The 24,085-nt window shown below is 64.9% G+C and carries 23 protein-coding genes and 1 tRNA gene; 1 reads left to right on the forward strand and 23 read right to left on the reverse strand.

The features are described 5' to 3' along the window. Nucleotides 1-2: 2 nt before the first annotated feature. From nuoN to AB2M62_RS08575, 19 genes are all read right to left on the reverse strand, one after another. The gene (gene nuoN / locus AB2M62_RS08485) at nucleotides 3-1,448 is read right to left on the reverse strand and encodes an NADH-quinone oxidoreductase subunit NuoN (RefSeq protein ID WP_404339361.1); all 1,446 of its coding nucleotides are present in this window, start codon (nucleotides 1,446-1,448) and stop codon (nucleotides 3-5) included. Beyond that, entirely contained in the window at nucleotides 1,448-3,019 is a 1,572-nt protein-coding gene (locus tag AB2M62_RS08490; RefSeq protein ID WP_404339363.1) for an NADH-quinone oxidoreductase subunit M, read from the reverse strand. Before AB2M62_RS08490 ends, nuoN begins: the two co-directional genes overlap by 1 nt. Next, nucleotides 3,016-5,124 carry an NADH-quinone oxidoreductase subunit L gene (gene nuoL / locus AB2M62_RS08495; RefSeq protein WP_404339365.1) on the reverse strand — a complete coding sequence of 703 codons (2,109 nt, stop codon included), beginning with the start codon at nucleotides 5,122-5,124 and terminating at the stop codon, nucleotides 3,016-3,018. The genes AB2M62_RS08490 and nuoL overlap by 4 nt, the downstream gene beginning before the upstream one ends. Further along, complete coding sequence (gene nuoK / locus AB2M62_RS08500) at nucleotides 5,124-5,429, reverse strand: NADH-quinone oxidoreductase subunit NuoK (protein WP_404339367.1); 306 nt, start codon at nucleotides 5,427-5,429, stop codon at nucleotides 5,124-5,126. The genes nuoL and nuoK overlap by 1 nt, the downstream gene beginning before the upstream one ends. Further along, entirely contained in the window at nucleotides 5,426-6,037 is a 612-nt protein-coding gene (locus tag AB2M62_RS08505; protein ID WP_404339369.1) for an NADH-quinone oxidoreductase subunit J, read from the reverse strand. The genes nuoK and AB2M62_RS08505 overlap by 4 nt, the downstream gene beginning before the upstream one ends. Nucleotides 6,038-6,097: 60 nt before the next feature. Beyond that, on the reverse strand, nucleotides 6,098-6,583 hold the full coding sequence (gene nuoI / locus AB2M62_RS08510; RefSeq protein ID WP_404339371.1) for an NADH-quinone oxidoreductase subunit NuoI: 486 nt from the start codon (nucleotides 6,581-6,583) through the stop codon (nucleotides 6,098-6,100). Beyond that, nucleotides 6,580-7,629 (reverse strand): NADH-quinone oxidoreductase subunit NuoH, encoded by a 1,050-nt coding sequence (gene nuoH / locus AB2M62_RS08515; RefSeq protein WP_404339373.1) that lies wholly within the window; start codon nucleotides 7,627-7,629, stop codon nucleotides 6,580-6,582. Before nuoH ends, nuoI begins: the two co-directional genes overlap by 4 nt. Then, nucleotides 7,626-9,641 carry an NADH-quinone oxidoreductase subunit NuoG gene (gene nuoG, locus AB2M62_RS08520; RefSeq protein WP_404339375.1) on the reverse strand — a complete coding sequence of 672 codons (2,016 nt, stop codon included), beginning with the start codon at nucleotides 9,639-9,641 and terminating at the stop codon, nucleotides 7,626-7,628. The genes nuoH and nuoG overlap by 4 nt, the downstream gene beginning before the upstream one ends. Further along, nucleotides 9,641-10,945 carry an NADH-quinone oxidoreductase subunit NuoF gene (gene nuoF / locus AB2M62_RS08525; RefSeq protein ID WP_404339377.1) on the reverse strand — a complete coding sequence of 435 codons (1,305 nt, stop codon included), beginning with the start codon at nucleotides 10,943-10,945 and terminating at the stop codon, nucleotides 9,641-9,643. Before nuoF ends, nuoG begins: the two co-directional genes overlap by 1 nt. Further along, entirely contained in the window at nucleotides 10,945-11,118 is a 174-nt protein-coding gene (locus AB2M62_RS08530; RefSeq protein WP_404339379.1) for a hypothetical protein, read from the reverse strand. Before AB2M62_RS08530 ends, nuoF begins: the two co-directional genes overlap by 1 nt. Next, nucleotides 11,115-11,795 carry a complex I 24 kDa subunit family protein gene (locus AB2M62_RS08535; RefSeq protein ID WP_404339381.1) on the reverse strand — a complete coding sequence of 227 codons (681 nt, stop codon included), beginning with the start codon at nucleotides 11,793-11,795 and terminating at the stop codon, nucleotides 11,115-11,117. The genes AB2M62_RS08530 and AB2M62_RS08535 overlap by 4 nt, the downstream gene beginning before the upstream one ends. Beyond that, a complete protein-coding gene (locus AB2M62_RS08540; RefSeq protein WP_404339383.1) occupies nucleotides 11,795-12,133 on the reverse strand; it encodes a nuclear transport factor 2 family protein in 339 nt (112 codons plus the stop codon). The genes AB2M62_RS08535 and AB2M62_RS08540 overlap by 1 nt, the downstream gene beginning before the upstream one ends. After that, complete coding sequence (locus tag AB2M62_RS08545) at nucleotides 12,130-13,365, reverse strand: NADH-quinone oxidoreductase subunit D (protein ID WP_404339385.1); 1,236 nt, start codon at nucleotides 13,363-13,365, stop codon at nucleotides 12,130-12,132. Before AB2M62_RS08545 ends, AB2M62_RS08540 begins: the two co-directional genes overlap by 4 nt. After that, the gene (locus tag AB2M62_RS08550) at nucleotides 13,358-14,299 is read right to left on the reverse strand and encodes an NADH-quinone oxidoreductase subunit C (protein ID WP_404339387.1); all 942 of its coding nucleotides are present in this window, start codon (nucleotides 14,297-14,299) and stop codon (nucleotides 13,358-13,360) included. Before AB2M62_RS08550 ends, AB2M62_RS08545 begins: the two co-directional genes overlap by 8 nt. Beyond that, nucleotides 14,296-14,811: a NuoB/complex I 20 kDa subunit family protein gene (locus AB2M62_RS08555; RefSeq protein ID WP_404339867.1), complete on the reverse strand. Its 516-nt coding sequence runs from the start codon at nucleotides 14,809-14,811 to the stop codon at nucleotides 14,296-14,298. The genes AB2M62_RS08550 and AB2M62_RS08555 overlap by 4 nt, the downstream gene beginning before the upstream one ends. A 23-nt stretch (nucleotides 14,812-14,834) precedes the next feature. Next, nucleotides 14,835-15,224 carry an NADH-quinone oxidoreductase subunit A gene (gene ndhC / locus AB2M62_RS08560; protein WP_404339389.1) on the reverse strand — a complete coding sequence of 130 codons (390 nt, stop codon included), beginning with the start codon at nucleotides 15,222-15,224 and terminating at the stop codon, nucleotides 14,835-14,837. Nucleotides 15,225-15,384: 160 nt separating this feature from the next. Next, nucleotides 15,385-16,206, reverse strand: coding sequence for an inositol monophosphatase family protein (locus AB2M62_RS08565; RefSeq protein WP_404339391.1), 822 nt, complete (start codon nucleotides 16,204-16,206; stop codon nucleotides 15,385-15,387). Between the two features lie 137 nt (nucleotides 16,207-16,343). After that, on the reverse strand, nucleotides 16,344-16,907 hold the full coding sequence (gene efp / locus AB2M62_RS08570; RefSeq protein ID WP_404339393.1) for an elongation factor P: 564 nt from the start codon (nucleotides 16,905-16,907) through the stop codon (nucleotides 16,344-16,346). Between the two features lie 69 nt (nucleotides 16,908-16,976). Continuing rightward, a complete protein-coding gene (locus AB2M62_RS08575) occupies nucleotides 16,977-17,372 on the reverse strand; it encodes a hypothetical protein (protein WP_404339395.1) in 396 nt (131 codons plus the stop codon). A gap of 323 nt (nucleotides 17,373-17,695) precedes the next feature. On the opposite strand from AB2M62_RS08575, the gene AB2M62_RS08580 reads away from it, so the two are divergent. Then, the gene (locus tag AB2M62_RS08580) at nucleotides 17,696-20,740 is read left to right on the forward strand and encodes a TonB-dependent receptor plug domain-containing protein (protein ID WP_404339397.1); all 3,045 of its coding nucleotides are present in this window, start codon (nucleotides 17,696-17,698) and stop codon (nucleotides 20,738-20,740) included. Between the two features lie 138 nt (nucleotides 20,741-20,878). Here the strand turns inward: AB2M62_RS08580 and AB2M62_RS08585 are convergent, their stop codons facing one another. From AB2M62_RS08585 to AB2M62_RS08600, 4 genes are all read right to left on the reverse strand, one after another. Continuing rightward, entirely contained in the window at nucleotides 20,879-21,643 is a 765-nt protein-coding gene (locus AB2M62_RS08585) for an SDR family NAD(P)-dependent oxidoreductase (RefSeq protein WP_404339399.1), read from the reverse strand. 5 nt (nucleotides 21,644-21,648) lie between these two features. Beyond that, entirely contained in the window at nucleotides 21,649-22,839 is a 1,191-nt protein-coding gene (locus AB2M62_RS08590) for a zinc-dependent alcohol dehydrogenase (protein ID WP_404339401.1), read from the reverse strand. Next, on the reverse strand, nucleotides 22,839-23,447 hold the full coding sequence (locus AB2M62_RS08595; protein ID WP_404339403.1) for an SRPBCC family protein: 609 nt from the start codon (nucleotides 23,445-23,447) through the stop codon (nucleotides 22,839-22,841). The genes AB2M62_RS08590 and AB2M62_RS08595 overlap by 1 nt, the downstream gene beginning before the upstream one ends. A gap of 424 nt (nucleotides 23,448-23,871) precedes the next feature. Next, a tRNA-Leu gene (locus AB2M62_RS08600) sits at nucleotides 23,872-23,958 on the reverse strand. Nucleotides 23,959-24,085 lie beyond the last annotated feature (127 nt).

Consider the following 24,085-nt stretch of genomic DNA (forward strand, 5'->3'; position numbering starts at 1 on the left):
CGTCAGAACAGCGCCTTTGCCGCGAGCGTCGTCCAGCCACCGAGCAGCGGGATCAGCGCATAGCCAAGCGGCGACACGAACACCGCCGCCAGCGTGATAAGCCCACCCTCGACGACATCGGTCTTGCCACCGAACGCCGGCGCCGGATCGTCGAAATACATCGTCTTGACGATCTTGAGATAATAGAAGGCGCCGATCGTCGACATCGCGATACCGAACACCGCCAGCGGGAGCAGCCCCGCCTCGACTGCGGCTTCGAACACCGCGAACTTGGCGTAGAAGCCGAACAGCGGCGGGATGCCCGCAAGGCTGAACATGAACATCGCCAGCGCTGCCGCCAGGCCGGGCCGCGTGCGCGACATGCCGGACAGGCTCGCGATGCTCTCGACCGGCTCGCCATCGGGGCCGCGCATCTGGAGCACCACCAGGAACGAACCCAGCGTCATCACCACATAGATCGTCAGATAGACGAGCACGCCCGCCACGCCCTGCTGCGTGCCGGCAGCGAGGCCGACGAGCGCGAAGCCGACATTGTTGATCGACGAATAAGCGAGCAGCCGCTTGATGTTGCTCTGCCCGATCGCCGCGACCGCGCCGAGCAGGATCGAGGCGAGCGAGGCGAAGATCACGATCTGGCGCCAGTCGTGCATCGCCGGGCCCATCGCCTCGACGGCGACGCGCACGGCCAGCGCAAGGCCGGCAACCTTCGGCGCCGAAGCGAAGAAGGCAGTGACCGGTGTCGGCGCGCCCTCATAAACGTCGGGCGTCCACATGTGGAACGGCACGGCGCTGATCTTGAACGCCAGTCCGGCGAACACGAACACCAGCCCGAACAGCAGCCCGATCGAGCGCGGTCCGGCATAGGCCGCCGCGATCCCGTCGAACAGGGTCGTGCCCGAAAAGCCATAGACCAGGCTGATGCCGTAGAGCAGGATGCCCGACGCCAGCGCGCCGAGAACGAAATATTTGAGGCCCGCTTCGGCCGAGCGCGTGTCGCGGCGCATGAAGCTGGCGAGCACATAGGCCGAGAGGCTCTGCAGCTCGAGGCCGATATACAGCGTCAGCAGGTCGCCCGCGGAGACCATCATCCCCATGCCCGCGGCCGAAAGCAGGATCAGCACCGGATATTCGGGACGCAGGTCGTCGCCCGAGGTCCGCTGGAAGAAGCGCGGCGCGATCAGGATCGAGACGGCGGCGGCAAAGAAGATCAGCCCCTTGGCGAAGGCGGCGAACATGTCGGCACGGTAGAGCCCGCCGAAAGCCGAGCCCCCCGCCGAAGCCGGACCGGCGAGCGCGACACCCGCGCCGATCAGCGCGGCAACCGATGCCCAGCTCACCAGCGTGGTCGATTGCTGCCCGCCCCATGCGGCGACGAGCATCAGCACGATCGCGCTGGCCGCCAGCACGACCTCGGGCAGGCTCATCAGCAATTGCGTCGAATAATCCATCAGTGCGCACCCCCATGCGCAGGGGCTTCACGATGCGCTTCGCCATGGACAGGCGCCGCGGCGTGGCCCGGAGTGGGTTTGGAATCGCCCTCGGGCACTGCATGCGAGAGCCGCTCGACCAGGCGCGCGGTATCGGCACGCATCGGCGCGAGGAAGCTGTCGGGATAGACGCCCATCCACAGCGCCGCGGCAGCGATCGGCGCGAGCAGCGCCACTTCGCGCAGCGACAGATCGGGCATCGCGCGCACGTCTTCCTTGGTCAGGTCGCCCCAGACGACGCGGCGGAACAGCCACAGCATATAGGCGGCGCCGAGGATGATGCCGGTGGTGCCGATCAGCGCGGTCCAGGTCGAGGCCTTGTAGGTGCCCGCGAGCCCGAGGAACTCACCGATGAAGTTGCTCGTCCCCGGCAGCCCGATCGAGGCCATGGTGAAGAACAGGAACAGCATGGCATAGCGCGGCATGTTGATCGCCAGGCCGCCATAGCGGTCGATCTCGCGGGTATGCAGCCGATCGTAGATCACGCCCACGCACAGGAACAGCGCGCCAGAAACCAGGCCGTGGCCCAGCATCACCATCATCGCGCCGTCGATGCCCTGCGCGTTGAGCGAGAACAGCGCCATCGTCACGATCGCCATATGCGCGACCGAGGAATAGGCGATCAGCTTCTTCATGTCGCTCTGCACCAGCGCGACGAGCGAGGTGTAGACCACCGCGACGCACGACAGCGCGAACACCAGCCACATCAGCTGGGCCGAGGCGTCCGGGAACATCGGCAGCGAGAAGCGGAGGAAGCCATAGCCGCCGAGCTTGAGAAGCACGCCCGCCAGGATCACCGAGCCTGCGGTCGGCGCCTGCACGTGCGCGTCGGGAAGCCAGGTGTGGACCGGCCACATCGGCATCTTGACGGCGAACGAGGCGAAGAAGGCCAGCCATAGCCAGGTCTGGACATGCGCCGGGAAGTCATAGGCCATCAGCGCCGGGATCGACGAGGTGCCCGCCGTCACCGCCATGTAGAGCATCGCGATCAGCATCACGAGGCTGCCGAGCAGCGTGTAGAGGAAGAATTTGTACGACGCGTAGATGCGGTTCGCCCCGCCCCAAATCCCGATGATCAGGAACATCGGGATCAGGCCGCCCTCGAAGAACATGTAGAACAGGAACAGGTCCTGCGCCGCGAAGGTGCCGATCATCAGCACTTCGGTGAGCAGGAACGCCGCCATATATTCCGGCACCCGCTTCTGGATCGCTTCCCAGCTCGCGCCGATGCAGATCGGCATCAGGAACACCGAGAGCACGATCAGCATCAGCGCATAGCCGTCGATGCCCAGCGCCCAGGCGAAGCTGACGCCCTCGGGCTTGCCGAACAGCGCGGCATATTCGACGAACTGCCATTGCGGCGCCTGCGGGCCGACCTGGAAATTCGCCCAGAGCACGATGCCCAGCGCAAGGTCCACCAGCGTCGCGACCAGCGCGATCCAGCGGGCGCCCTGCGCCCCGGCGAAGAGGCACGCCACCGCCGCAAGGGCGGGAATGGCGAGCATGATGGAGAGGATCGGGAACCCGCTCATCCTGCGATCACCCAGGTCAGCGCGGCAGTGAGGCCGATCAGCATGATGAACGCATAAGTGTAAAGGTATCCCGATTGCAGCTTTACCGCGCCGACGCTGCCGATGCGGATGACGTTGGCGAGCCCGTTGGGCCCGAAGCGATCGATGGTCTTCTCGTCACCCGCCTTCCAGAGCACGCGGCCGATGGCGAACGCCGGCTTCACGAACAGGAAGGTGTAGAGCTCGTCGAAATACCATTTGTTGAGCAGGAAGACGTAGAGCGGACGGAAGGCGTCAGCGAACTTCGCGGGGAAGCTCGGCGATACGATATAGGCCAGCCAGCTGATCGTCAGCCCGCCCAGCATCGCGAAGGTGGCGCTCAGCTTCACCCACAGCGGCACTTCGTGCATCGCGTGCATCAGATGCTCGTTGAAGGCGAGTGCGCCGTGCCAATAGGTCTCGCCCGCGCTCGGCTCGATAAACGCGCCGTGGAAGACGAAGCCTGCGAAGATCGCGCCCAGCGTGAGCAGGATCAGCGGGATCAGCATCACGATCGGGCTCTCATGCGGATGATAGCCCGCCGTGCCTTCCTTAACGTGACCGTGCAGCACGTCGTCGGCGCTGGGCGCATGGCCCGCGTCTTCGGCTGCCGGGTCATTGTCGTGCGCATGCGCGGCATGATCGTCATGGCCGTGCGCGTCATGCCCATGGGCATCGTGCACTGCGTGCTGGATATGCTCGGAGCCTGCCCAGCGCGGCTTGCCGTGGAAGGTCAGGAACACCACCCGCCAGCTGTAGAAGCTGGTGAGCAGCGCGACGAACACGCCGACCCAGAAGGCGCTCGGCACGCCGGCGGCCCAGCTCGCTTCGATGATCGCGTCCTTCGAATGGAAGCCGGCAAAGCCGAAGGCGGTGTTGCCGAAGATGCCGGGAATGCCCACGCCGGTGATCGCGAGCGTGCCCGCCATCATCGTCCAATAGGTTACCGGAATCTTCTTCCACAGGCCGCCATAGTAACGCATGTCCTGCTCGTGGTGCATCGCATGGATCACCGAGCCGGCACCGAGGAACAGCAGCGCCTTGAAGAAGGCGTGGGTGAACAGGTGGAACATCGCCGCGCCATAGGCGCCGACGCCCGCGGCGAAGAACATGTAGCCGAGCTGCGAGCAGGTCGAATAGGCGATCACGCGCTTGATGTCGGTCTGCACCGTGCCCACCGTGGCGGCGAACAGGCAGGTCGCGGCGCCGACGAAGGTCACCACGGTCAGCGCGGTCTGGCTCTGCTCGAACATCGGCGACATGCGGCAGACCATGAACACGCCCGCGGTCACCATCGTCGCGGCGTGGATCAGCGCCGACACCGGGGTCGGGCCTTCCATCGCGTCGGGCAACCAGGTGTGCAGGCCGAGCTGCGCCGACTTGCCCATCGCGCCGACGAACAGCAGTAGGCAGAGCACCGTCATCGTATCGAAGCGATGGCCCAGGAAGCCGATCGTCGAGCCGTGCATGTTGGGCGCGGCGGCGAGGATCGACGGGATGTCGACCGTGCCGAACACCAGGAAGGTGCCGAAGATGCCGAGCATGAAGCCAAGGTCGCCGACGCGGTTGACCACAAAGGCCTTGATCGCGGCGGCGTTGGCCGATGGCTTGCGGAACCAGAAGCCGATCAGCAGGTACGATGCCAGACCCACGCCTTCCCAGCCGAAGAACATCTGCACCAGGTTGTTCGCGGTCACGAGCATCAGCATCGCGAAGGTGAATAGCGAGAGATAGGCGAAGAAGCGCGGCTGGTCCGGGTCCTCGCTCATATAGCCCCAGCTATAGAGGTGGACGAGCGCCGAAACGCTGGTGACGACCACGAGCATCACCGCGGTGAGCGCGTCGACGCGCAGCTCCCAGGCGAAGCGCATCGTGCCCGACGTCAGCCAGTGCAGCACCGGCGTAACCGTCGGCTCGACGTTGCCGCCGAGATAGGCGAGGAAGATCGGCCACGACAGCGCGCAGGCGGCGAACAGCGCGCCCGTCGTCACGATCTTGGGGAAGACCGTCCCGAACGCCTTGTTCGAGAAGCCCGCGACTGCCGCCGCGATCAGCGGCAGGAATACGATGAGGAGAATCGGCGACATCAGCCCTTCATCCGATTGACGTCGTCGACCGAGATCGTGCCTCGGCTACGGAAATAGATGACCAGGATGGCGAGCCCGATCGCCGCTTCACCAGCGGCAACCGTCAGCACGAACATCGCGAAGACCTGGCCGACGAGATCGCCGAGGAACGCCGAGAAGGCGACCAGGTTGAGGTTCACGCTGAGCAGGATGAGCTCGATCGCCATCAGGATGACGATCAGGTTCTTCCGGTTCATGAAGATGCCGAGCACCCCCAGCGTGAACAGGATCGCCGAGACGACCAGATAATGGGTGACCGTGATCACAGCTCCACCCCCTGCCCGACCGGCGGGTTCATGTTGCGGGTCGCATCCTTCGAACGGCGGTTGATCTGCCGGTTGATGTTCTGCGGGCGCACATCGCTGCGATGGCGATAGGTCAGCACGATCGCGCCGATCATCGCGACCAGCAGCACCAGCCCGGCGCCTTCGAAGGCGAACAGATAACGCGTGTAGAGCAGCCGCCCGATCGCCTCGATATTGGGGACGTCGGCGTCGATCGGGGCGATGCGACGGCCGAGCGAAAGCGTGCCCGCGCTCCATGCACCGACCGCGACGATGATCTCGGCGACCAGCGCGACTGCAAGGAGCAGCCCGATCGCGGCATAGCGCATCACGCCGGCGCGCAGCTCGGCGAAATCGATGTTGAGCATCATCACCACGAACAGGAAGAGCACGGCGACCGCACCGACATAAACGATGACGAGCAGCATCGCGATGAACTCGGCGCCGGCGAGCACCATCAGCCCGGCGGCGTTGAAGAACGCCAGGATGAGCCACAGCACGCTGTGCACCGGGTTGCGCGACAGGATCGTCAGCGCGCCCGAGGCGACCACGACGATCGCGAAGAGATAGAAGGCGAGGATCTGGATCATGGCCGAACCGTCGCCGTCCGGGAGGTATATGTCATCATGCGTCCCACTGTTGGCGCGCGCTTAACGGTACGGCGCATCGGCGGCAAGGTTCGCCGCGATCGCGCGTTCCCAGCGATCACCGTTCTCGAGCAGCTTTTCCTTCTGGTAGATCAGCTCCTCGCGCGTCTCGGTCGCGAACTCGAAGTTCGGCCCCTCGACGATGGCATCGACGGGGCACGCCTCCTGGCACAGCCCGCAATAGATGCACTTGGTCATGTCGATGTCGTAGCGCGTGGTGCGGCGGCTGCCGTCCTCGCGCGGCTCGGCCTCGATCGTGATCGCCAGCGCCGGGCACACCGCCTCGCACAGCTTGCACGCGATGCAGCGCTCTTCGCCATTGGGATAGCGGCGCAGTGCATGCTCGCCGCGGAAGCGGGGCGAGATCGGGTTCTTCTCGTAGGGATAGTTGATCGTCGCCTTGGGCTTGAAGAAGTATCGCAGCGTCAGCCAGTGCGCCTTGATGAACTCCCACAAAGTGTAGGATCGGATGAGTTGAGCGACGCTCATGCGGGAACTCCCACGCGGGTCAACATCAGGAACCCGGAAACGAGGAACACGAAGATCAGCGACAGCGGCAGGAAGATTTTCCAGCCCAGCCGCATCAGCTGGTCGTAACGATAGCGCGGCACGGTCGCCTTCACCCAGCTGAACACGAAGAAGAAGAACAGGATCTTGGCGAACAGCCAGAGGATCCCCGGAACGAGATACAGCGGCGCCCAGTCGAACGGAGGCAGATAGCCGCCCCAGAACAGCGTGGCGTTGAGCGCACACATCAGCAGCACGTTGGCATATTCGCCGAGCCAGTAGAGCGCGAACGCCATCGACGAATATTCGGTTTGATAGCCCGCGACGAGCTCGCTCTCCGCTTCGGTGAGGTCGAACGGCGCGCGTTGCGTCTCGGCAAGCGACGAGATCAGGAACACCACCGACATCGGGAAGAGCAGCGGGTTGAAGCCGTTGCCGTTGATGAAGCCGTACAGCCCCTTCTGCGCCTCGACGATACCGCCCAGGTTGAAGGTGCCGGCCCACAGCACGACCGAGATCAGCACGAAGCCGATCGAGACTTCATAGCTCACCATCTGCGCGGCGGCGCGGATTGCCGAGTAGAACGGATATTTCGAGTTCGACGCCCAGCCCGCCAGGATGATGCCGTAGACGCCGAGCGACGACGCCGCGAGCACGTAGAGCAGCCCGACATTGATGTTCGACAGCGCCACACCCGCCTGCCACGGCACCACCGCCCACACGATCAGCGCGACCGTGAAGGTGATGATCGGCGCGATCAGGAACAGCGTCTTGTTCGCGCTCGACGGAATGATGGTCTCCTGGAGGAAGACCTTGAGACCGTCCGCAAACGACTGGAGCAGCCCGAGCGGGCCGACGACATTGGGGCCGCGGCGCAGCGCCATCGCCGCCCAGATCTTGCGGTCGGCATAGATGATCATCGCCACCGCCAGCATCAGCGGCAGGGCGATCACCAGAATGTCGATGATCGTCGCGACGAACCACGCCCAGCCAAAGGGCAGCCCGAGATAGGTGAACCAGGAGGTCATTCCGCGGCCTCCGCAAAGTCTTCGCCATGGAGCAGTTCGGCCGAGCAGCGCTGCATCGTCGGCGATGCGCGGCAGATGGCGTTGGTCAGATAGAAGTCGGCGACCGGATAGGTCACCGGACCGCTGGCCGAAGCGGCAAGCGCTGGCGCCTTCCACGCGTAGCGCGCGAGACCCTCCTGCCCCAGCGCAGGAACTTCAGAAACCATCGCCGCGCGCAGCTCGTCGAAGCTGTCGAACGGCAGCGTGTGCCCCAGCGTCTCCGAAAGCGCGCGCAGGATCGTCCAGTCGTCGCGCGCGTCGCCGGGGGCAAACGCCGCCCGCTCGGCGCGCTGCACGCGGCCTTCGAGGTTCACATAGGTGCCGGGCTTCTCGGTATAGGCGGCGCTCGGCAGGATCACATCGGCATGATGCGCGCCCTTGTCGCCATGATGGCCGATGAACACCTTGAAGCTGTTCTCGAAGTTCGAGAAATCGACTTCGTCGGCGCCGAGGAAGAAGGCGAGCTTCGGCGCTGCCGCGGCAATGTCGGCGATGCCGCCCGCCTGCGCATAGCCGAGCATCAGCGCGCCCATCCGCGCCGCGGCGGTGTGGACCACGCCGAAGCCGTTCCAAGCAGTGCCGTCTTCCAGCGTGCGCACCAGCTTCATCGGCTCGACCAGCGCCAGCGCGCCGCCGAACCCGTTCTTGAGCGCGCCGGGGCCGACGATGACAATCGGCTTCTTGGCGCCGTCGAACGCCTGCACCACCTGATCGGGCAGCGTGCCGAGCAGCCCCAGATCGTCGCCCAGCCATTCGAGCTTGTAGGTCAGGTCGATCTCGGGCCCGATCGCGAAGACCTTCGCGCCCTTCTTGATCGCCTTGCGCACGCGCGTGTTGATCAGCGGCGCTTCCCAGCGCAGGTTGCTGCCGACCAGCAGGATCGCATCGGCGTCCTCGACCCCGGCAATGGTCGGGTTGAACGCCACCGCGCCCAGGCTCGACACATCATAGGCCATGCCGGTCTGGCGGCTCTCGATCAGGTCGGAGCCGAGCGCCTTGAGCAGCGCCTTGGCGGCATACATCGTCTCGCAATCGAGCAGGTCGCCCGCGATCGCGGCGACGCTCGAGCCGGCGTTCACCGCGGCGATCGCGGCGAAGGCCTCGTCCCAGCTCGCTTCGACCAGCTTGCCGTCCTTGCGGACGAACGGGCGATCGAGGCGGCGGCGGACCAGCCCGTCGACATGATAGCGGGTCTTGTCGTGCGCCCACTCCTCGTTGACGTCCTCGTTGATCCGCGGAAGCACGCGGATCACCTGGCGGCCGCGGCTGTCGGCGCGGATATTGGTGCCCACGGCGTCCATCACGTCGATCGACAGGTTCCGCTTCAATTCCCACGAGCGATATTCGAACGCCACCGGCTTGTGGGTGAGCGCGCCGACTGGGCAGAGATCGGCGACATTGCCCGAAAGCTCGCTCTTGAACGCCTTTTCGAGATAGGTCGTGATCTGCATATTCTCGCCGCGATAGATCGCGCCGATATCCTCGACCCCGGCGACTTCCTCGCCGAAGCGCACGCAGCGGGTGCACTGGATGCAGCGGGTCATGATCGTCTTGATGATCGGACCCATATATTTCTCGGTCACCGCGCGCTTGTTCTCAGTGTAGCGCGAGTGGCCGCGGCCATAGGCGACCGACTGGTCCTGCAGGTCGCACTCGCCGCCCTGATCGCAGATCGGGCAATCGAGCGGGTGGTTGATCAGCAGGAATTCCATCACGCCTTCGCGCGCGGCCTTCACCATCTGGCTGTCGGTGCGGATCTCCTGGCCGTCGGCGGCCGGCAGCGCGCACGAAGCCTGGGGCTTGGGCGGTCCGGGCTTCACTTCGACCAGGCACATCCGGCAATTGCCGGCGATCGACAGCCGCTCGTGATAGCAGAAACGCGGAATCTCCTTGCCCGCGGCCTCGCAGGCCTGGAGCACGGTGGCGCCGGCCGGCACCTCCACTTCGATTCCGTCAACCTTAAGCTTGGGCATTACTCTGCCGCCTCTTGCATGGTCTCGATGCCCCCGCCGGCGCGCTCGGTGATCCGGCGCTCCATCTCGGGGCGGAAATGCTTGATCAGGCCCTGGATCGGCCACGCCGCCGCGTCGCCAAGCGCGCAGATGGTATGACCCTCGACCTGCTTGGTCACCTGATACAGCGTGTCGATCTCGCTGATGTCGGCGTCGCCGGTGCGCATCCGCTCCATCACGCGCCACATCCAGCCGGTGCCTTCGCGGCACGGCGTGCACTGGCCGCAGCTCTCATGCTTGTAGAAATAGCTGAGCCGCGAGATCGCGCGGACGATGTCGGTCGACTTGTCCATCACGATCACCGCCGCGGTGCCGAGACCCGAGCCGAGCGCCTTGAGACCGTCGAAATCCATCGGCGCGTCCAGGATCTCGGCCGCCGGCACCAGCGGCACCGAGGAGCCGCCCGGGATCACCGCCAGCAGATTGTCCCAGCCGCCGCGAATGCCGCCGCAATGCTTCTCGATCAGCTCGCGGAACGGGATGCTCATCGCCTCTTCGACGACGCACGGCCGCTCGACATGGCCCGAGATCTGGAAGAGCTTGGTGCCCTTGTTGTTCTCACGCCCGAAGCTCGAAAACCATTCCGGCCCGCGCCGCAGGATCGTCGGCGCGACTGCGATCGACTCGACATTGTTCACCGTGGTCGGGCAGCCATAAAGCCCCGCACCCGCCGGGAACGGCGGCTTCAGCCGCGGCTGGCCCTTCTTGCCCTCGAGGCTCTCCAGCATCGCAGTCTCTTCGCCGCAGATATAGGCGCCGGCGCCGCGATGGCAGAACACGTCGAAATCATAGCCCGAGCCGCAGGCGTTCTTGCCGATCAGCCCGGCGTCATAGGCCTCGCGGATCGCCGCGAACAGCGTCTCGGCCTCGCGGATATATTCGCCGCGAATGTAGATATAGGCCGCCCGCGCGCGCATCGCGAAGCCCGCCACCAGCGCGCCTTCGATCAGCAGATGCGGATCGTGGCGGATGATCTCGCGGTCCTTGCACGAACCCGGCTCGGATTCGTCGGCGTTGATCACCAGGAAGTTCGGACGGCTGGCCGTCGGCTCCTTGGGCATGAAGCTCCACTTCATGCCGGTCGGGAAGCCCGCGCCGCCGCGCCCGCGCAGCCCCGAAGCCTTGATGCGATCGATGATCGTATCCTGGCCCAGCGCCATGAGGTCCTTGGTGTTGTCCCACGCCCCGCGCTGGATCGCAGCCTGCAGGTTCCACGGCTGATAGCCGTAGAGGTTGGTGAAGATCCGGTCCTTGTCCGCCAGCATCAGAGCCGCCCACCCTTGTTCTTGGCGAACATCATGTAGATCAGCACCCCCAGCCCGATCAGCAGCAGCGGACCGAGCAGCGCGAAGGTGAGCTTGAGCACCCAGCCCAGCACGACGATCCCGCCGATGATCGCCAGGATCGTGAAGATCAGGTTCTTGTTGTCGCCGCTCATGCCGCGCTTCCCCATTCCGGGCGATAATCGTGATTTTCGGTGACCATCGCCGCCAGGTTGGTCGGCGCGCCGACCGGCTCGACCGTGTGACGGCCGGGCTCCTGCGTGCCCGGCTTGGGGCTCTCGCCCTTGGCCAGCGCATCGAGGATCGCGATCGTGCGATCGAAGGTCAGGTCCTCGAAATTGTCGTCGTTGATCTGCACCATCGGCGCCGACGAGCAATTGCCCATGCACTCGACTTCGGTGAGCGTGAACAGCCCATCCTCGGTAGTGTGGCCCTTCTTCATGCCGCGGCTCTTGCACGCCGCCATCACGTCGTCCGAACCGCGCAGCATGCACGGCGTCGTGCCGCAGACCTGCACATGGTAGCGGCCCACCGGCACGAGGTTGAACATCGTGTAGAAGGTCGCGACTTCGAAGATGCGGATATAGGGCACGCCGAGCTCGCGCGCGACGAACTCGATCACCGGAATCGGCAGCCAGCCCTGCGTGTTCGTCTCCGCCCCGACCTGGCGCTGCGCCAGATCCAGGAACGGGATCGAGCAGGAAAGCTGCCGCCCCTCGGGGTAGCGGCTCAGGATTTCCTTGGCCTTTTCGGCGCTCTCGGCGCTCCAGGCGAAATTGCCCCAGCGCGCGCGGGTCTCGGCGTCGTCGGGAAGTTGGGGTGCGTCAGCCATTAGCGAATAAACTCCACCCGATCGACCTTGTCGTCGGCGAAGGAATAGATGGACATTACCTCGAAGGGCTCGCTCTCGGGCGACCGCGCGACCTTCTCGTGGAGAACCACGGTGTCGCCCAGCGCATAGGAAGTGAGGATTTCGGCGCGATTGCCGGGAAATTCGGCGAACATCGCCTTCAGCCCCGAACGCACGCCCTCGCGCCCCTCTCGCAGCACCGCGCCGCGATAGGTCGCCTCGCACGCCCCATCGGTCATCAGCGCGACATAGCCGTCGGCGTCCTGCGCGTTGTAAAGCGCGATCATTTCGTGCGCGGTGGCGATACGAGCCTCGCTCACCGGTCGCACTCCCCGAACACGATGTCCATCGCACCCAGGATCGCGGTGATGTCGGCGAGCATATGGCCCTTCGACATGAAGTCCATCGCCTGGAGGTGGCTGAACGCGGTCGGGCGGACCTTGCAGCGATACGGCTTGTTGGTGCCGTCGCTCACCAGATACACGCCGAACTCGCCCTTGGGGCTCTCGGTCGCGACATACACTTCGCCCGCCGGCACGTGATAGCCTTCGGTGAACAGCTTGAAGTGATGGATCAGCGCTTCCATCGACTGCTTCATCTCGCCGCGCTTGGGCGGCGCGACCTTGCGGTCGCCGGTCAGCACCGGGCCTTCGGGCATCTCGGCCAGGCACTGCTTCATGATGCGTGCCGACTGATAGACTTCCTCGACGCGGACCATGAACCGGTCATAGCAATCGCCGCGGGTGCCCACCGGGATCTCGAAGTCCATGCGGTCATAGACGTCATAGGGCTGCTGGCGGCGGATGTCCCAGGGGATGCCCGCGCCGCGGATCATCGGGCCCGAGAAGCCCCAGGCGATCGCGTCCTCGCGGCTGACCACCGCGATATCGACGTTACGCTGCTTGAAGATGCGGTTCTCGGCGACCAGGCTGATCGCGTCGCCGAACAGCCGCGGCAGCCGCGTGTCGAGCCAGTCGGCAATGTCGGTGAGCAGCTTGAGCGGAACGTCCTGGCGCACCCCGCCGACGCGATAGTAATTCGCGTGCATGCGGGCGCCCGAAGCGCGCTCGAAGAAGTTCATGCAGTCTTCGCGCAGCTCGAACATCCACAGGTTCGGCGTCATCGCGCCGACGTCCATCACGTGCGACCCGAGGTTGAGCATGTGATTGCAGATGCGAGTCAGCTCGGCGAAGAACACGCGGAGATATTGCGCGCGCAGCGGCACTTCGAGGTCGAGCAGCTTCTCGACCGCGAGCACATAGCTATGCTCCATCCCCAGCGGCGAGCAATAATCGAACCGGTCGAAATAGGGCAGCGCCTGGGTGTAGGTCTTGTATTCGATCAGCTTCTCGGTGCCGCGGTGAAGCAGCCCGATATGCGGATCGATCCGCTCGATGATCTCGCCGTCCAGCTCGGTGACGAGCCGCAGCACGCCGTGCGCCGCAGGGTGCTGCGGGCCGAAGTTGATCGTATAGTTGGCGATCTCGGTGTCGCCGAGCTCGGGCTTGCCACCGTCGGTGACGCCTGCGATCTCGTCCAGATACTCAGCCATCCGGGTTTGCCTTCTTCGCGCGAGATGCTCGCGGCTTCTTCACGACGTCGGGATCGGCGGGCGCAGGGCCCGCATTCGGCCCCGCCTTGCCGGCACCGCTCTCGCTGGTGTCGTCGGTAGTCTTGGGCTTCTTGACGCGCGGCTTGGCCACCTTCGCGGCCGGCGAATCCGCCTTGGCGATCTCGTCGGCGCTCAGCGGCGTCGGCGCACCCTTGGCCTCGGGCACCTTGGCTTCGGGAGCCGGCGCGGCGGCAGGCGCCGCAGGTGCGGGCGTCGGAGCAGGCGCCGGTGCCGGAGCGGGCGGCGGCGGAGGCGGCGCGGCCGCCTTCTCGTCACCCGGCAGCACATATTGCGCGCCTTCCCACGGGCTCATGAAGTCGAAATTGCGGAAGTCCTGCGCAAGCCGCACGGGCTCGTACACGACGCGCTTCGATTCCTCGGAATAGCGCAGCTCGACATAGCCCGTCTGCGGGAAGTCTTTCCGGAGCGGATGACCGACAAAGCCGTAATCGGTGAGGATGCGGCGAAGGTCCGTATTCCCCTCGAACAGCACGCCATACATGTCGTAGACTTCGCGCTCGAGCCAGCCGGCGACCGGCCAGATGCCCGTCACGCTCGGCACCGGCTTTTCCTCGTCGGTGATGACGCGAATGCGGATGCGGTGGTTCCGGGTGAACGACAGCAGCTGGTAGACCACGTCGAACCGCTCGCTCCGCGCCGGATAGTCGGCGCCGGCGATCTCGCTCAGCTGCTGATATTCGAGGCCCGGCGTATCGCGCAGCGCCAGCATCGCCTCGACCAGGCGCTCGCGCACCACGGTGAGCGAGACTTCGCCCACGGCGTCCTTGCTCTCGACGAGCATGCCGCCGAGCGCCGCCTGGGCTGCTTCGATCACGCCGTCATTGGACGTGTAGCGGGGAGCAGGCGCCCTCACCGTTCGATCGTCCCGATGCGGCGGATCTTCCGCTGGAGCTGCATCACGCCATAGAGCAGCGCCTCGGCAGTCGGCGGGCAGCCAGGGACATAGATGTCCACCGGCACGATCCGGTCGCAGCCGCGCACGACGCTGTAGCTATAGTGGTAATAGCCGCCGCCGTTCGCGCACGATCCCATCGAGATCACGTATTTCGGCTCGGACATCTGGTCATAGACCCGGCGCAGCGCCGGGGCCATCTTGTTGCACAGCGTGCCGGCGACGATCATCACGTCCGATTGGCGCGGGCTCGCGCGCGGCGCGGCGCCGAAGCGTTCCATATCGTAACGCGGCATGTTGACGTGGATCATCTCGACCGCGCAGCACGCCAGGCCGAAGGTCATCCACCACAGCGAGCCGGTGCGCGCCCATTGGAACAGCTCCTCGGTCGAGGTGACCAGGAAGCCCTTGTCGCCGATCTCGGCGTTGATATCGTCGAGGAACGCGGGGTTCGGCAGCGCTCCCGGCGCCATTCCACTCGGAAGGGGGTTCACTTCTACTCCCACTCCAACGCACCTTTCTTCCAGGCATAAACAAGGCCGAGCGCGAGTTCGGCGATGAAGATCATCATCGAGAACCACGCCGTCCAGCTGGCCGCCGCCGTGCCCATTTTGAACACGGAGACCGCCCACGGGTAGAGGAACGCCGCTTCGAGATCGAAGACGATGAACAGGATCGCGACGAGGTAGAAGCGCACGTCGAACTGGCTGCGCGAATCCTCGAACGCGGGGAAGCCGCACTCATATTCGGTGAGCTTCTCCGGGGTCGGCTTGTGCGACCCGGTGAGGCGGCCGACCAGCATCGGCAGGAACACGAAAGCGCTCGAAAGCACCAGTGCCACGCCGAGGAACAGCAGGATCGGCAGATATTCGATTAGATCGACCAAGTTGCCTTCTCGCAAATGCGGAATCTGAAGGGGCTTCTAGGACTGTGAATGGGGTGCGGCAAGGCCCGGAAGCCATGAGAATCACTCGCAATAAGAGACGGTTGCGCGCCCGTGCAGGCACGCGCCGGCCCTCCCCGATTCCACAGCCTGGAACAGGGGGTTACTTGTTGCGCAATGCCCCGGCGACGAGCTTGTGCAGCTTGGTATGCAGCGCGTCGTTGGTCGCAAGAAACTGGTTACGCTCGCGCGCCATGTCCTGGCCGCGATAATCGGTGACGAACCCGCCGGCTTCCTTGACGATCAGCATGCCCGCCGCAACGTCCCACGGCTTGAGGTCCGATTCCCAATAGCCGTCGAACCGGCCGGCGGCGACCCAGGCCAGGTCGAGCGCCGCGGCGCCGAGCCGGCGGATCCCCGCCACTTCGGGCGCGACCGCGCCGAAGATCCGGCTCCATTCGACGAAATCGCCATGGCCGAGGAACGGGATCCCCGTCGCGATCAGCGCATCGGCAAGGTCGCGCCGCGAGGAGACGCGCAGCCGCTGGTCCTGGAGCCAGGCGCCCCGGCCCTTCTCGGCCCAGAAGCTCTCGTCGGTGATCGGCTGGTAGACATAGCCATGGGTGATCTCGGGCTTGCCCTGGCTCCCGTGCGGATCCTCGACCGCGACCGAGATGCAGAAATGCGGGATGCCGTGGAGGAAGTTGCTGGTGCCGTCGAGCGGATCGATGATCCAGCGCGGCTTGTCGGGATCGCCGGCGATCTCGCCGCGCTCCTCGACCAGGAAGCCCCAGTCCGGCCGCGCCTTCTGCAGCTCCTCGATCAGCGTATCCTCGGCGCGCTTGTCGGCGATCGACACGAAGTCGGCCGGCCCCTTGCGGCTCACCTGGAGGTGCTGGACCTCGTTGAAGTCACGGCGCAGCCGCGGCCCCGCCTTGCGGCAGGCCTTTTCGATGACGGTGATCAGACCGGAATGGGCAACCATGTTCTTCCTTCGCCCGATCTTCTCCCCTCCCGCTGGTGGGAGGGGCCGGGGGAGGGCCTGAAAGTCTCGAAGGGAGGAGGCAGGCCAAACTCCCCTCCCCTAACCTCCTCCCGCAAGCGGGAGGAGAACGGGAGAAATCAGTCCGCGCGGCGGACGTAGGTCTGTTCGTAGACGTCGACGACGATCCGGGTTCCCGCGGCGATATGCGGCGGCACCATCACGCGAACGCCGTTCTCGAGCACCGCCGGCTTGTACGACGACGACGCCGTCTGGCCCTTCACCACGGCGTCGGCCTCGACGATCGTCGCTTCGATCGTGTCGGGCAGCTGCACGCTGATCGGGTCTTCGTCGTACAGCTCCATCACCACGTCCATGCCGTCCTGGAGGAAGGCCGCGGCGTCGCCGAGCAGGTCGCGCGGCAGCGTCGTCTGGTCATAGGTGATCTTGTCCATGAAGGTCAGCGTCTCGCCGTCCGCGAACAGGAACTGGAAGTCCTTGGTGTCGAGCCGCACGCGCTCGACCGACTCCGCCGAGCGGAAGCGGACATTGTTCTTGCGGCCGTCGCGCAGATTCTTCAGCTCGACCTGCATATAGGCCCCGCCCTTGCCGGGCTGGGTGTGCTGAATCTTCACGGCGCGCCAGATGCCGCCTTCATATTCGATGATATTGCCGGGACGAATGTCCACGCCGCTGATCTTCATGGGATCGAGACCTGTAAGCTGAGAAAGAGCGAAGGCGCGCCTTTAGCCACACAAGCGGGTTTCGGCAAGTCAGCCGGACGAGGGCGCACCGCGTTCGTCGATTGGCCAGCGCCGCAACACGCTGCCAATCGCCATGGACAGCCCGAAGCCGGCAAAGAGCGGCAGCGCGCCGAACAATCCGGTTGTGAATGCCGAAACCAGGAAGCCGACGAAGAGAGCGACCGACCATAAGTTCCACTTCGGCGGCACACCCATTCTCGAACGACTATAGAAAGTCGCCTCCCGCCATCCCGTGAAACCAAGTTCCTCCAGCGATGCGGTGAGCGAGCGGGATCGCGCGCCAACGACAAGGGCCATGCAAAGATTTGCGATTGCCGTCGCCACGGAAAGCGCCGTCGCGACCCGGAGCAGGGTTTCCGGAACTATCGCGACCAGCACCGCACAAGCAATGGAGGCGCAAAGCATCGCCGGCGCCTTGGCGATCAGCTTGCAGCATAACAGGTCATATCCTGTTGCAGAGTTCGATCGGCGGCAGCGGCTTCATGCCGCTCCGTACCAAAGCCCATTATTTCGTAAATCAAATATCGAAATTAGCGTTGTGGCGCAGGTTACTCTGTGACAGCTTCTCAGCCGACGTCGGGGGCAGCGTCGAATTGACCGGTAGAAGCCGGCTGAACCTTTGGCGACCGGGTGGAGAACCAGCCGGCGCCGTTGATCTACCCCGACGCCACAGGGAGCGCAGAGGAGATCACATGCTGTTCAGAGGATTGTTGACCGCGAGTTGTTGTGTGGCAGCGTTGGTTGCGACGGCCGGGTCCGCACAGGCTCAGATCGATAGCAATAGCGAGACGCAAGCGCAGGAATCGTCCGCCCCGGCGGGTGATCCGGTTGCACTGCCCAGCCCCGCGGGCGATGCGGATCGCAGCGACGGGAGCGAGAGCGGACAGATCGTCGTCACCGGCACGCGCATCGTGCGCCCGAACAACCGCTCGGCCGCGCCGATCGTCACCACCACCGCCGCCGAGATCGCCGCTCAGGGCGCGACCACGATCGAGGAAGTGCTCAATCGCCTGCCGCAGGTGCAGGTCAATTCCGAGCAGAATTTCAGCGACTCCGAGGGGCGCCAGCGCATCAAGCTGCGCAGCCTGGGCTATGAGCGCACGCTGATGCTGATCGACGGGTTGCGTATCGGCCTGCCCAACACGGTCGACGTGGGCATCATCCCCAATGCGCTGGTCGAGCGGATCGACGTGCTGACCGGCGGCGCCTCCTCGGTCTACGGTTCCGATGCGGTTTCGGGCGTGGTCAACTTCGTGTTGAAAAAGAATTTCGAAGGGGTCCGCCTCGACGGGAATTACAGCTTCTTCAACCATAACAATCGCGCGAACGACGTCACCGACGCCGTCCGCCGTGCCGGGTTCAATTCGGAGACGGGCACGGCCAATGACGGCGGCCGCGCCGACGTCAGCCTGGCGGCAGGCGTCAACCTGTTCGACGACAAGGTCAACATCAGCGGCTTCGTCAATTATCGCCAGTCGGAGCTGGTCCGGCTGCGCGACCGCTCCTTCTCGCAGTGCGAAGTGGTGCAGCCCAGCAACACCGCGATCTTGTCCTGCTCGCGCGCCAGCTATACCCCGGCCGGCACGATCATCCCGCAATCGGGCGCAAGCGCGGGGCAGGTTCTCGTCAACAACCCGAACGGCAACGGGACGTTCATCCCGATCAACAGCGGCCCGGCCGCCGCCTCGGCCAATCCCTATGACGATTGGGCCTTCCAGCGCCCGTTCGAGCGCCTCAATCTTGGCGGCTTCCTGACCGCGCAGATCAGCGACCATATCGAGCTGTACGCCACTGGGCTGTTCTATCGCGACAAGTCGTACAACACACAGCTCAACCGCAATTTCTCCTACACTGCCTATGGCAGCGATCCGTTCCAGGTGAATTGCGACAATCCGTTCCTGTCGGCGTCGCAGGCGCAGACGCTGTGCGGCGCGAATGCCGGTGTCGCCGGGCAATATGCGCCGCTCGACGTCCGCTATCGCTTCGATGGGTTGCCGCTGGTCGAGCAGAAGTTCACCAACGAGGGCTATCGCATCGTCGCTGGCGTGCGCGGCCGCGTGCTGGACGACGTGTGGTCCTATGACCTCGCCGGCATGCTGTCGCGCGCCCAGCTCGACACGATCGATGTGCCGTTCGCGCAATATGACAATGTCAACCGCGCGCTCGACGTCGTCAACGTGAACGGCCGGCCGACCTGCCGCGCCGTGGTCAACGGCACCGATCCGAGCTGCGTGCCGTTCAATGCATTCGCTCCGTTCAATCAGGATACCGCGCTCAACAATTACCTGTTCGGCGCAGCATCGGGCGGGATCAGCACACGCATTCCGCGGCTGCTCCAGTTCGTCGGCACGGTAAGCGGCGATCTCGGCAAATACGGCATCACTTCGCCCTTCGCCCAGCAGGGACTCGCGATCGCCCTGGGCGGCGAATATCGCGAGGAGATGGAGCGGACGATCGTCAACGAAATCTACCAGCAGAACAATGGCGGCGAGAACCAGCGCTTCACCCAGAGCATTCTCGAAGGAAATATCGAGCTGCAGGCGCCGCTGGTCGAGGATCAGTCTTGGACCAAGCTGCTCCAGGTCAATGCCGGCTATCGCCTGTCGAAGTACAACCGGCTCGAGGGTAAATTCGGCACCTGGAAGGTCGAAGGCATCTGGTCGCCGGTGCCGGACATCATCTTCCGCGGGTCCTATAACAAGTCGCAGGCCGCGCCCGGCGTCGGCGCCGCGGCGGGGGCAGCCAACATCTTCTGGAACCAGGGCTTCTACTCGGATCCCTGCGCACCGCAGATCAACCCGGCGAACCCCGGCGGCCCGCGCCTGCCCCCGAGCGCCACGCTCCAGCAGTGCCGCAACACCGGCCTGCCCGACAATCTGTACGGCAGCACGACGCTGATCTGCCCGGACGATCGCTGCACGGTGCGGGAAGGCGGCTTCGATCTGGCGCCGGAAAGCGCGTTCACGACAACCTTCGGCATCGTGGTCCGCCCCCGGTTTATCCCTGGCCTGACCGTCTCCGTCGACCGCTGGCTGATCGATCTTGAGGACCAATTGACCTTCCTCAATCCTTCGGACTGGATCAACGAGTGCCTAAGCACCGGCAACGATTATTTCTGCCGCGGCATCGTGCGTGCTTCCAACGGCACGCTGTCGAGTTCGCCCGCGTCCAGCCCTTCGAGCGGCTGGGTCTCGCGCGGCTCGGTAAACGGGTACAAGTCGCAGTCGCATGGCTGGGATTTCCAGGGACAGTATAATCTCGGCCTGGGCGGCGCCGGTTCGCTGGACTTGAACTTCAACGGCACGTTGATGACTCGCGTCGGCAGCCAGGGCGCGCCGACGGTGGATCCGCGCGATTGCACCGGCTATTTCGGCAATGGCTGCGGCGAGAGCATGCCCACCTGGGCGCACCAGTTCCGCACCACCTTTACCACGGCCGACCGTGTCGCCAGCGTGTCGCTCAACTGGCGGCATCGTAGCGGCATGCCGATGACCGTCTATGCGCCTGCCGACACCGGCATCCCGGATCTGCCCGATAGCGATCGTCGCGATCAATATCCGGGGATCAAGGCCTATGATTGGTTCGATCTGGCGTTCAGCTTCGACATCAACAAGCAGATGACGTTCCGGCTCGCCGCGAACAACATCTTCGATCGCGATCCGCCGCTGGTTCCCGACAGCCGTGCGCGTATCGGGTTGCTGCGGGGGAACACGATCATGGGCTATGATCTACTCGGCCGGCAGATCGTCGCGGGCGTTTCGCTCCGACTCTGACGGAAATGCCTCCCCCCGGACGCGCGTTCGGGGGAGGCTTATCTGACAGCGACACCTGCGATCGGCTAACGGCGCCCAGGCGCCTCGGCTCGCGGCGAACGCTAGCGCCAGGTCGAGGAAGAACCGGGGATCGCGCCCTTAATCCTTGCCGCTCCCCGGCTCGGCCATGCCGCGGTGCATCGCCGCGGGCACCGATTGCGGCAGCACGCCGGCTGCGGCGACCTGCAGCTTGTTGCGCCAGCCCGAGATGATCGTGTCCTTGCCGGCCATCAGCGCATCCCAGCCGTCCTTGGCGACATCGGCGGGATCGGACTTCTCCGACTGGCCGACCTTGGTGTCGTCCATGCCCGCGCGGTGGAAAAACTCGGTCTCGACCGGGCCGGGCTCGAGCGTGGTCAACGTGATGCCTTCCTGCTCTTTGAGTTCGTCCCGGATCGCGGCGGTGAAATTGTCGATGAACGCCTTCGAGCCGTTATACACCGCCGCGAAGCTGCCCGGCATCCACCCGGCGATCGATCCGGTGACGAGCACCTTGCCCTGCCCCTGCGCAACCATCGTCCGCAGCACCTTCTGGAGCAGATAGACCGTGCCGGTGACGTTGGTGTCGATCACATGGCGCCAGGCGGCGACGTCGTGATCGAGGAACGGTCCGCCCAGCCCATGTCCGGCATTGGCGCAGAGCAAGTCGATCTGCCGCCCGCCTGCGGCATCGAGCAGCCGATCGACGCCTTCGATCGTCGAGAGATCGACTTCGAGCGTCTCGGCGCCGGCTAGGCCCGCGCTGGGATCGACGAAGGGCGTGTCGGCGACGAGCAGCAATTCATAGCCGTCCGCCGCCGCAAGCTTGGCGAGGTGCGCGCCGATGCCGGTGGAGGCCCCGGTGATGATCCCGAATTTTGCCATCGTGCTTACTCCGCTGCGAGTGCCAGGCCGGGCTTGAGCACGACCTTGGTCACTTCGTTCTGGTTGTCGTGGAACATCTTGTAGCCCTTGGGCGCGTCTTCGAGCCCGAGGGTGTGGCTGATCAGGAAGGTCGTATCGATCTTGCCTTCGAGGATCGCGTTGAGCAGCGCCGGCATATAATGCTGGACGTGGGTCTGGCCGGTCTTGAGCGTCAGCCCCTTCTCCATGAACGCGCCGAGCGGGAACTTGTCGACGAAGCCGCCATAGACGGCGGGCATCGAGACGCGGCCGCCCTTGCGGCAGGCAAGGATCGCCTGACGGATCGAATGGATGCGATCGGTGCCGAGGAAGGTCGATTTCTTGATCTGGTCGATGACGTTGTCGACGAAGAAGCCGTGCGCTTCGAGCCCGACTGCGTCGATCACCGCGTCGGGGCCGATCCCGCCGGTCATCGCCATCAGCGCCTCATAGGTGGCGGTCTCCTCGAAGTTGATCGTCTCGGCGCCGAACTTCTTCGCAAGCTCCAGCCGGCGCGGGAAATGGTCGATCGCGATGACGCGCTCGGCGCCCATCAGGAACGCCGATTGCACCGCAAACAGGCCGACCGGGCCGCAGCCCCATACCGCCACCGTGTCGCCGGGTTCGATCCCGGCATTCTCCGCTGCCATCCAGCCGGTCGGCAGGATGTCGGAGAGGAACAACACCTTCTCGTCCTCGATCCCGTCGGGGATCACCAGCGGTCCGACATCGCTGAACGGCACGCGGACATATTCCGCCTGCCCGCCCGCATAGCCGCCGGTTAGATGGCTGTAGCCGAACAGCCCGGACATCGGCTGACCATATAATTCCTGCCCGATATCCTGGTTGTCCGCGGGCAGCCCGTTGTCGCACGCCGAATATTGATGCTTGCCGCAATGGAAGCAGCTGCCGCACGCGATCGTGAAGGGAACGACCACACGCTGGCCCTTTTTGAGCGTCGACTTGGGCCCGGTTTCGACGACTTCGCCCATGAATTCGTGGCCGAGAATGTCGCCGGCCTGCATCGTCGGGATATAGCCGTCATAGAGATGGAGGTCCGAGCCGCAGATCGCAGTCGCGGTAACCTTGATGATCGCGTCGCGCGGGTTGAGGATCTCGGGATCGTCGACCGTATCGACGCGAACGTCATGCTTGCCGTGCCAAGTAAGCGCGCGCATCAGTTCTTCTCCTCTTCGAGCTGTGCCCGCGTGAATGACGATGTGGCGATCTCGCCGGTTTCCATCAGCTGCTTGAAGCGGCGCAGGTCGCGGCGCGCCTGGATCGCGGGCTCGCGCTGAAACATCTTGGCGATCAGCTTGCCGATCGCGCCGCCGGGCGGATCGTACAGGATCGTCGCGGTGACGATCGTCCCGCGCCCCGCCTGCGCGTCACGGAAATCGACGCGGCCGCTGTTGGGGACGTCGGCGCCCTCCTCCGAGGCCCAGGCGATGAACGCGCCGTCCTGCTCCTGCGTGATCGTCGCGTCCCACTCGACGGTCTTCCCCGCCGGCGCCTTCACCACCCAGTGCGAGCGCTTGCCGTCGAGAATCTCGACGCGTTCGACATTGTCCATGAACGTGGCGAGGTTGGCAAAGTCGCGCCAATAGGCGAACAGCTCGGCGCGGGGCCGGTTGATCGTCACGGTGCGGCCGACCAGCGTGTCGGCATCGCCCTGCCCGGGCTTGTCGATCAGCGCCTCGGTGGCGGCATCGACTGCGGCAGACGCGTGTTTCGAAGTGCTGAGCGGAGCATCGTCCGCACGCGTCGGATCGATCGTGTCGGCCATCGCGAATTCCTTTTGTGGAGCTTGCACCTGAACGATGCGCGCGCGTCGACGTTCCGAACAAATCAGACGCGGTTCACGCGCCCCGCGTGGGAAAGAAGCCATCTCTTAAAGTGGGTTAAGCCCATCGTGCGGTGCACAGTTCGGGCTCGTTGGCGCGTATCGCGCACGAAGCTGCGCGCGATCGCCCGGCGCCTGCGTCCGCCCCTGGACCGGCGCACGCCGTCCTCGCCGACAAGTGTCGAAACCGCCGTCCAGGGCCTGGATGAATGCGGAGCCGGCACGCGAAACCCGGCGCCCCGCCAAGCGGCCGGACCAAGCCAGCCTGGCTCTCGACGGCGCCGTTCGGACGCCTCGCGCTCAAGGATGCGAGCCCTCCGCGGGCCGGAGGGCGGTGCCAAGCGTTGAATTCCCCCCTGAGGGGAAGTGGTGCCCAGAAGAGGACTCGAACCTCCACGCCCTTGCGAGCGCCAGCACCTGAAGCTGGTGCGTCTACCAATTCCGCCATCTGGGCACGGGGTAGGCGAGCGCCTCTACGGGGGAGGCAATCTGCTGTCAACCGCCGCGCGAACAATTTGCCGATCAATTCCGCACACGCATCAAAATACCGGGCTAAGGCCTTGATCTCTGGTCGTTCGGCG

The sequence above is a fragment of the Sphingomonas sp. MMS12-HWE2-04 genome (assembly GCF_044881185.1).
In the GTDB taxonomy this organism is placed as follows: Bacteria; Pseudomonadota; Alphaproteobacteria; order Sphingomonadales; family Sphingomonadaceae; genus Sphingomonas.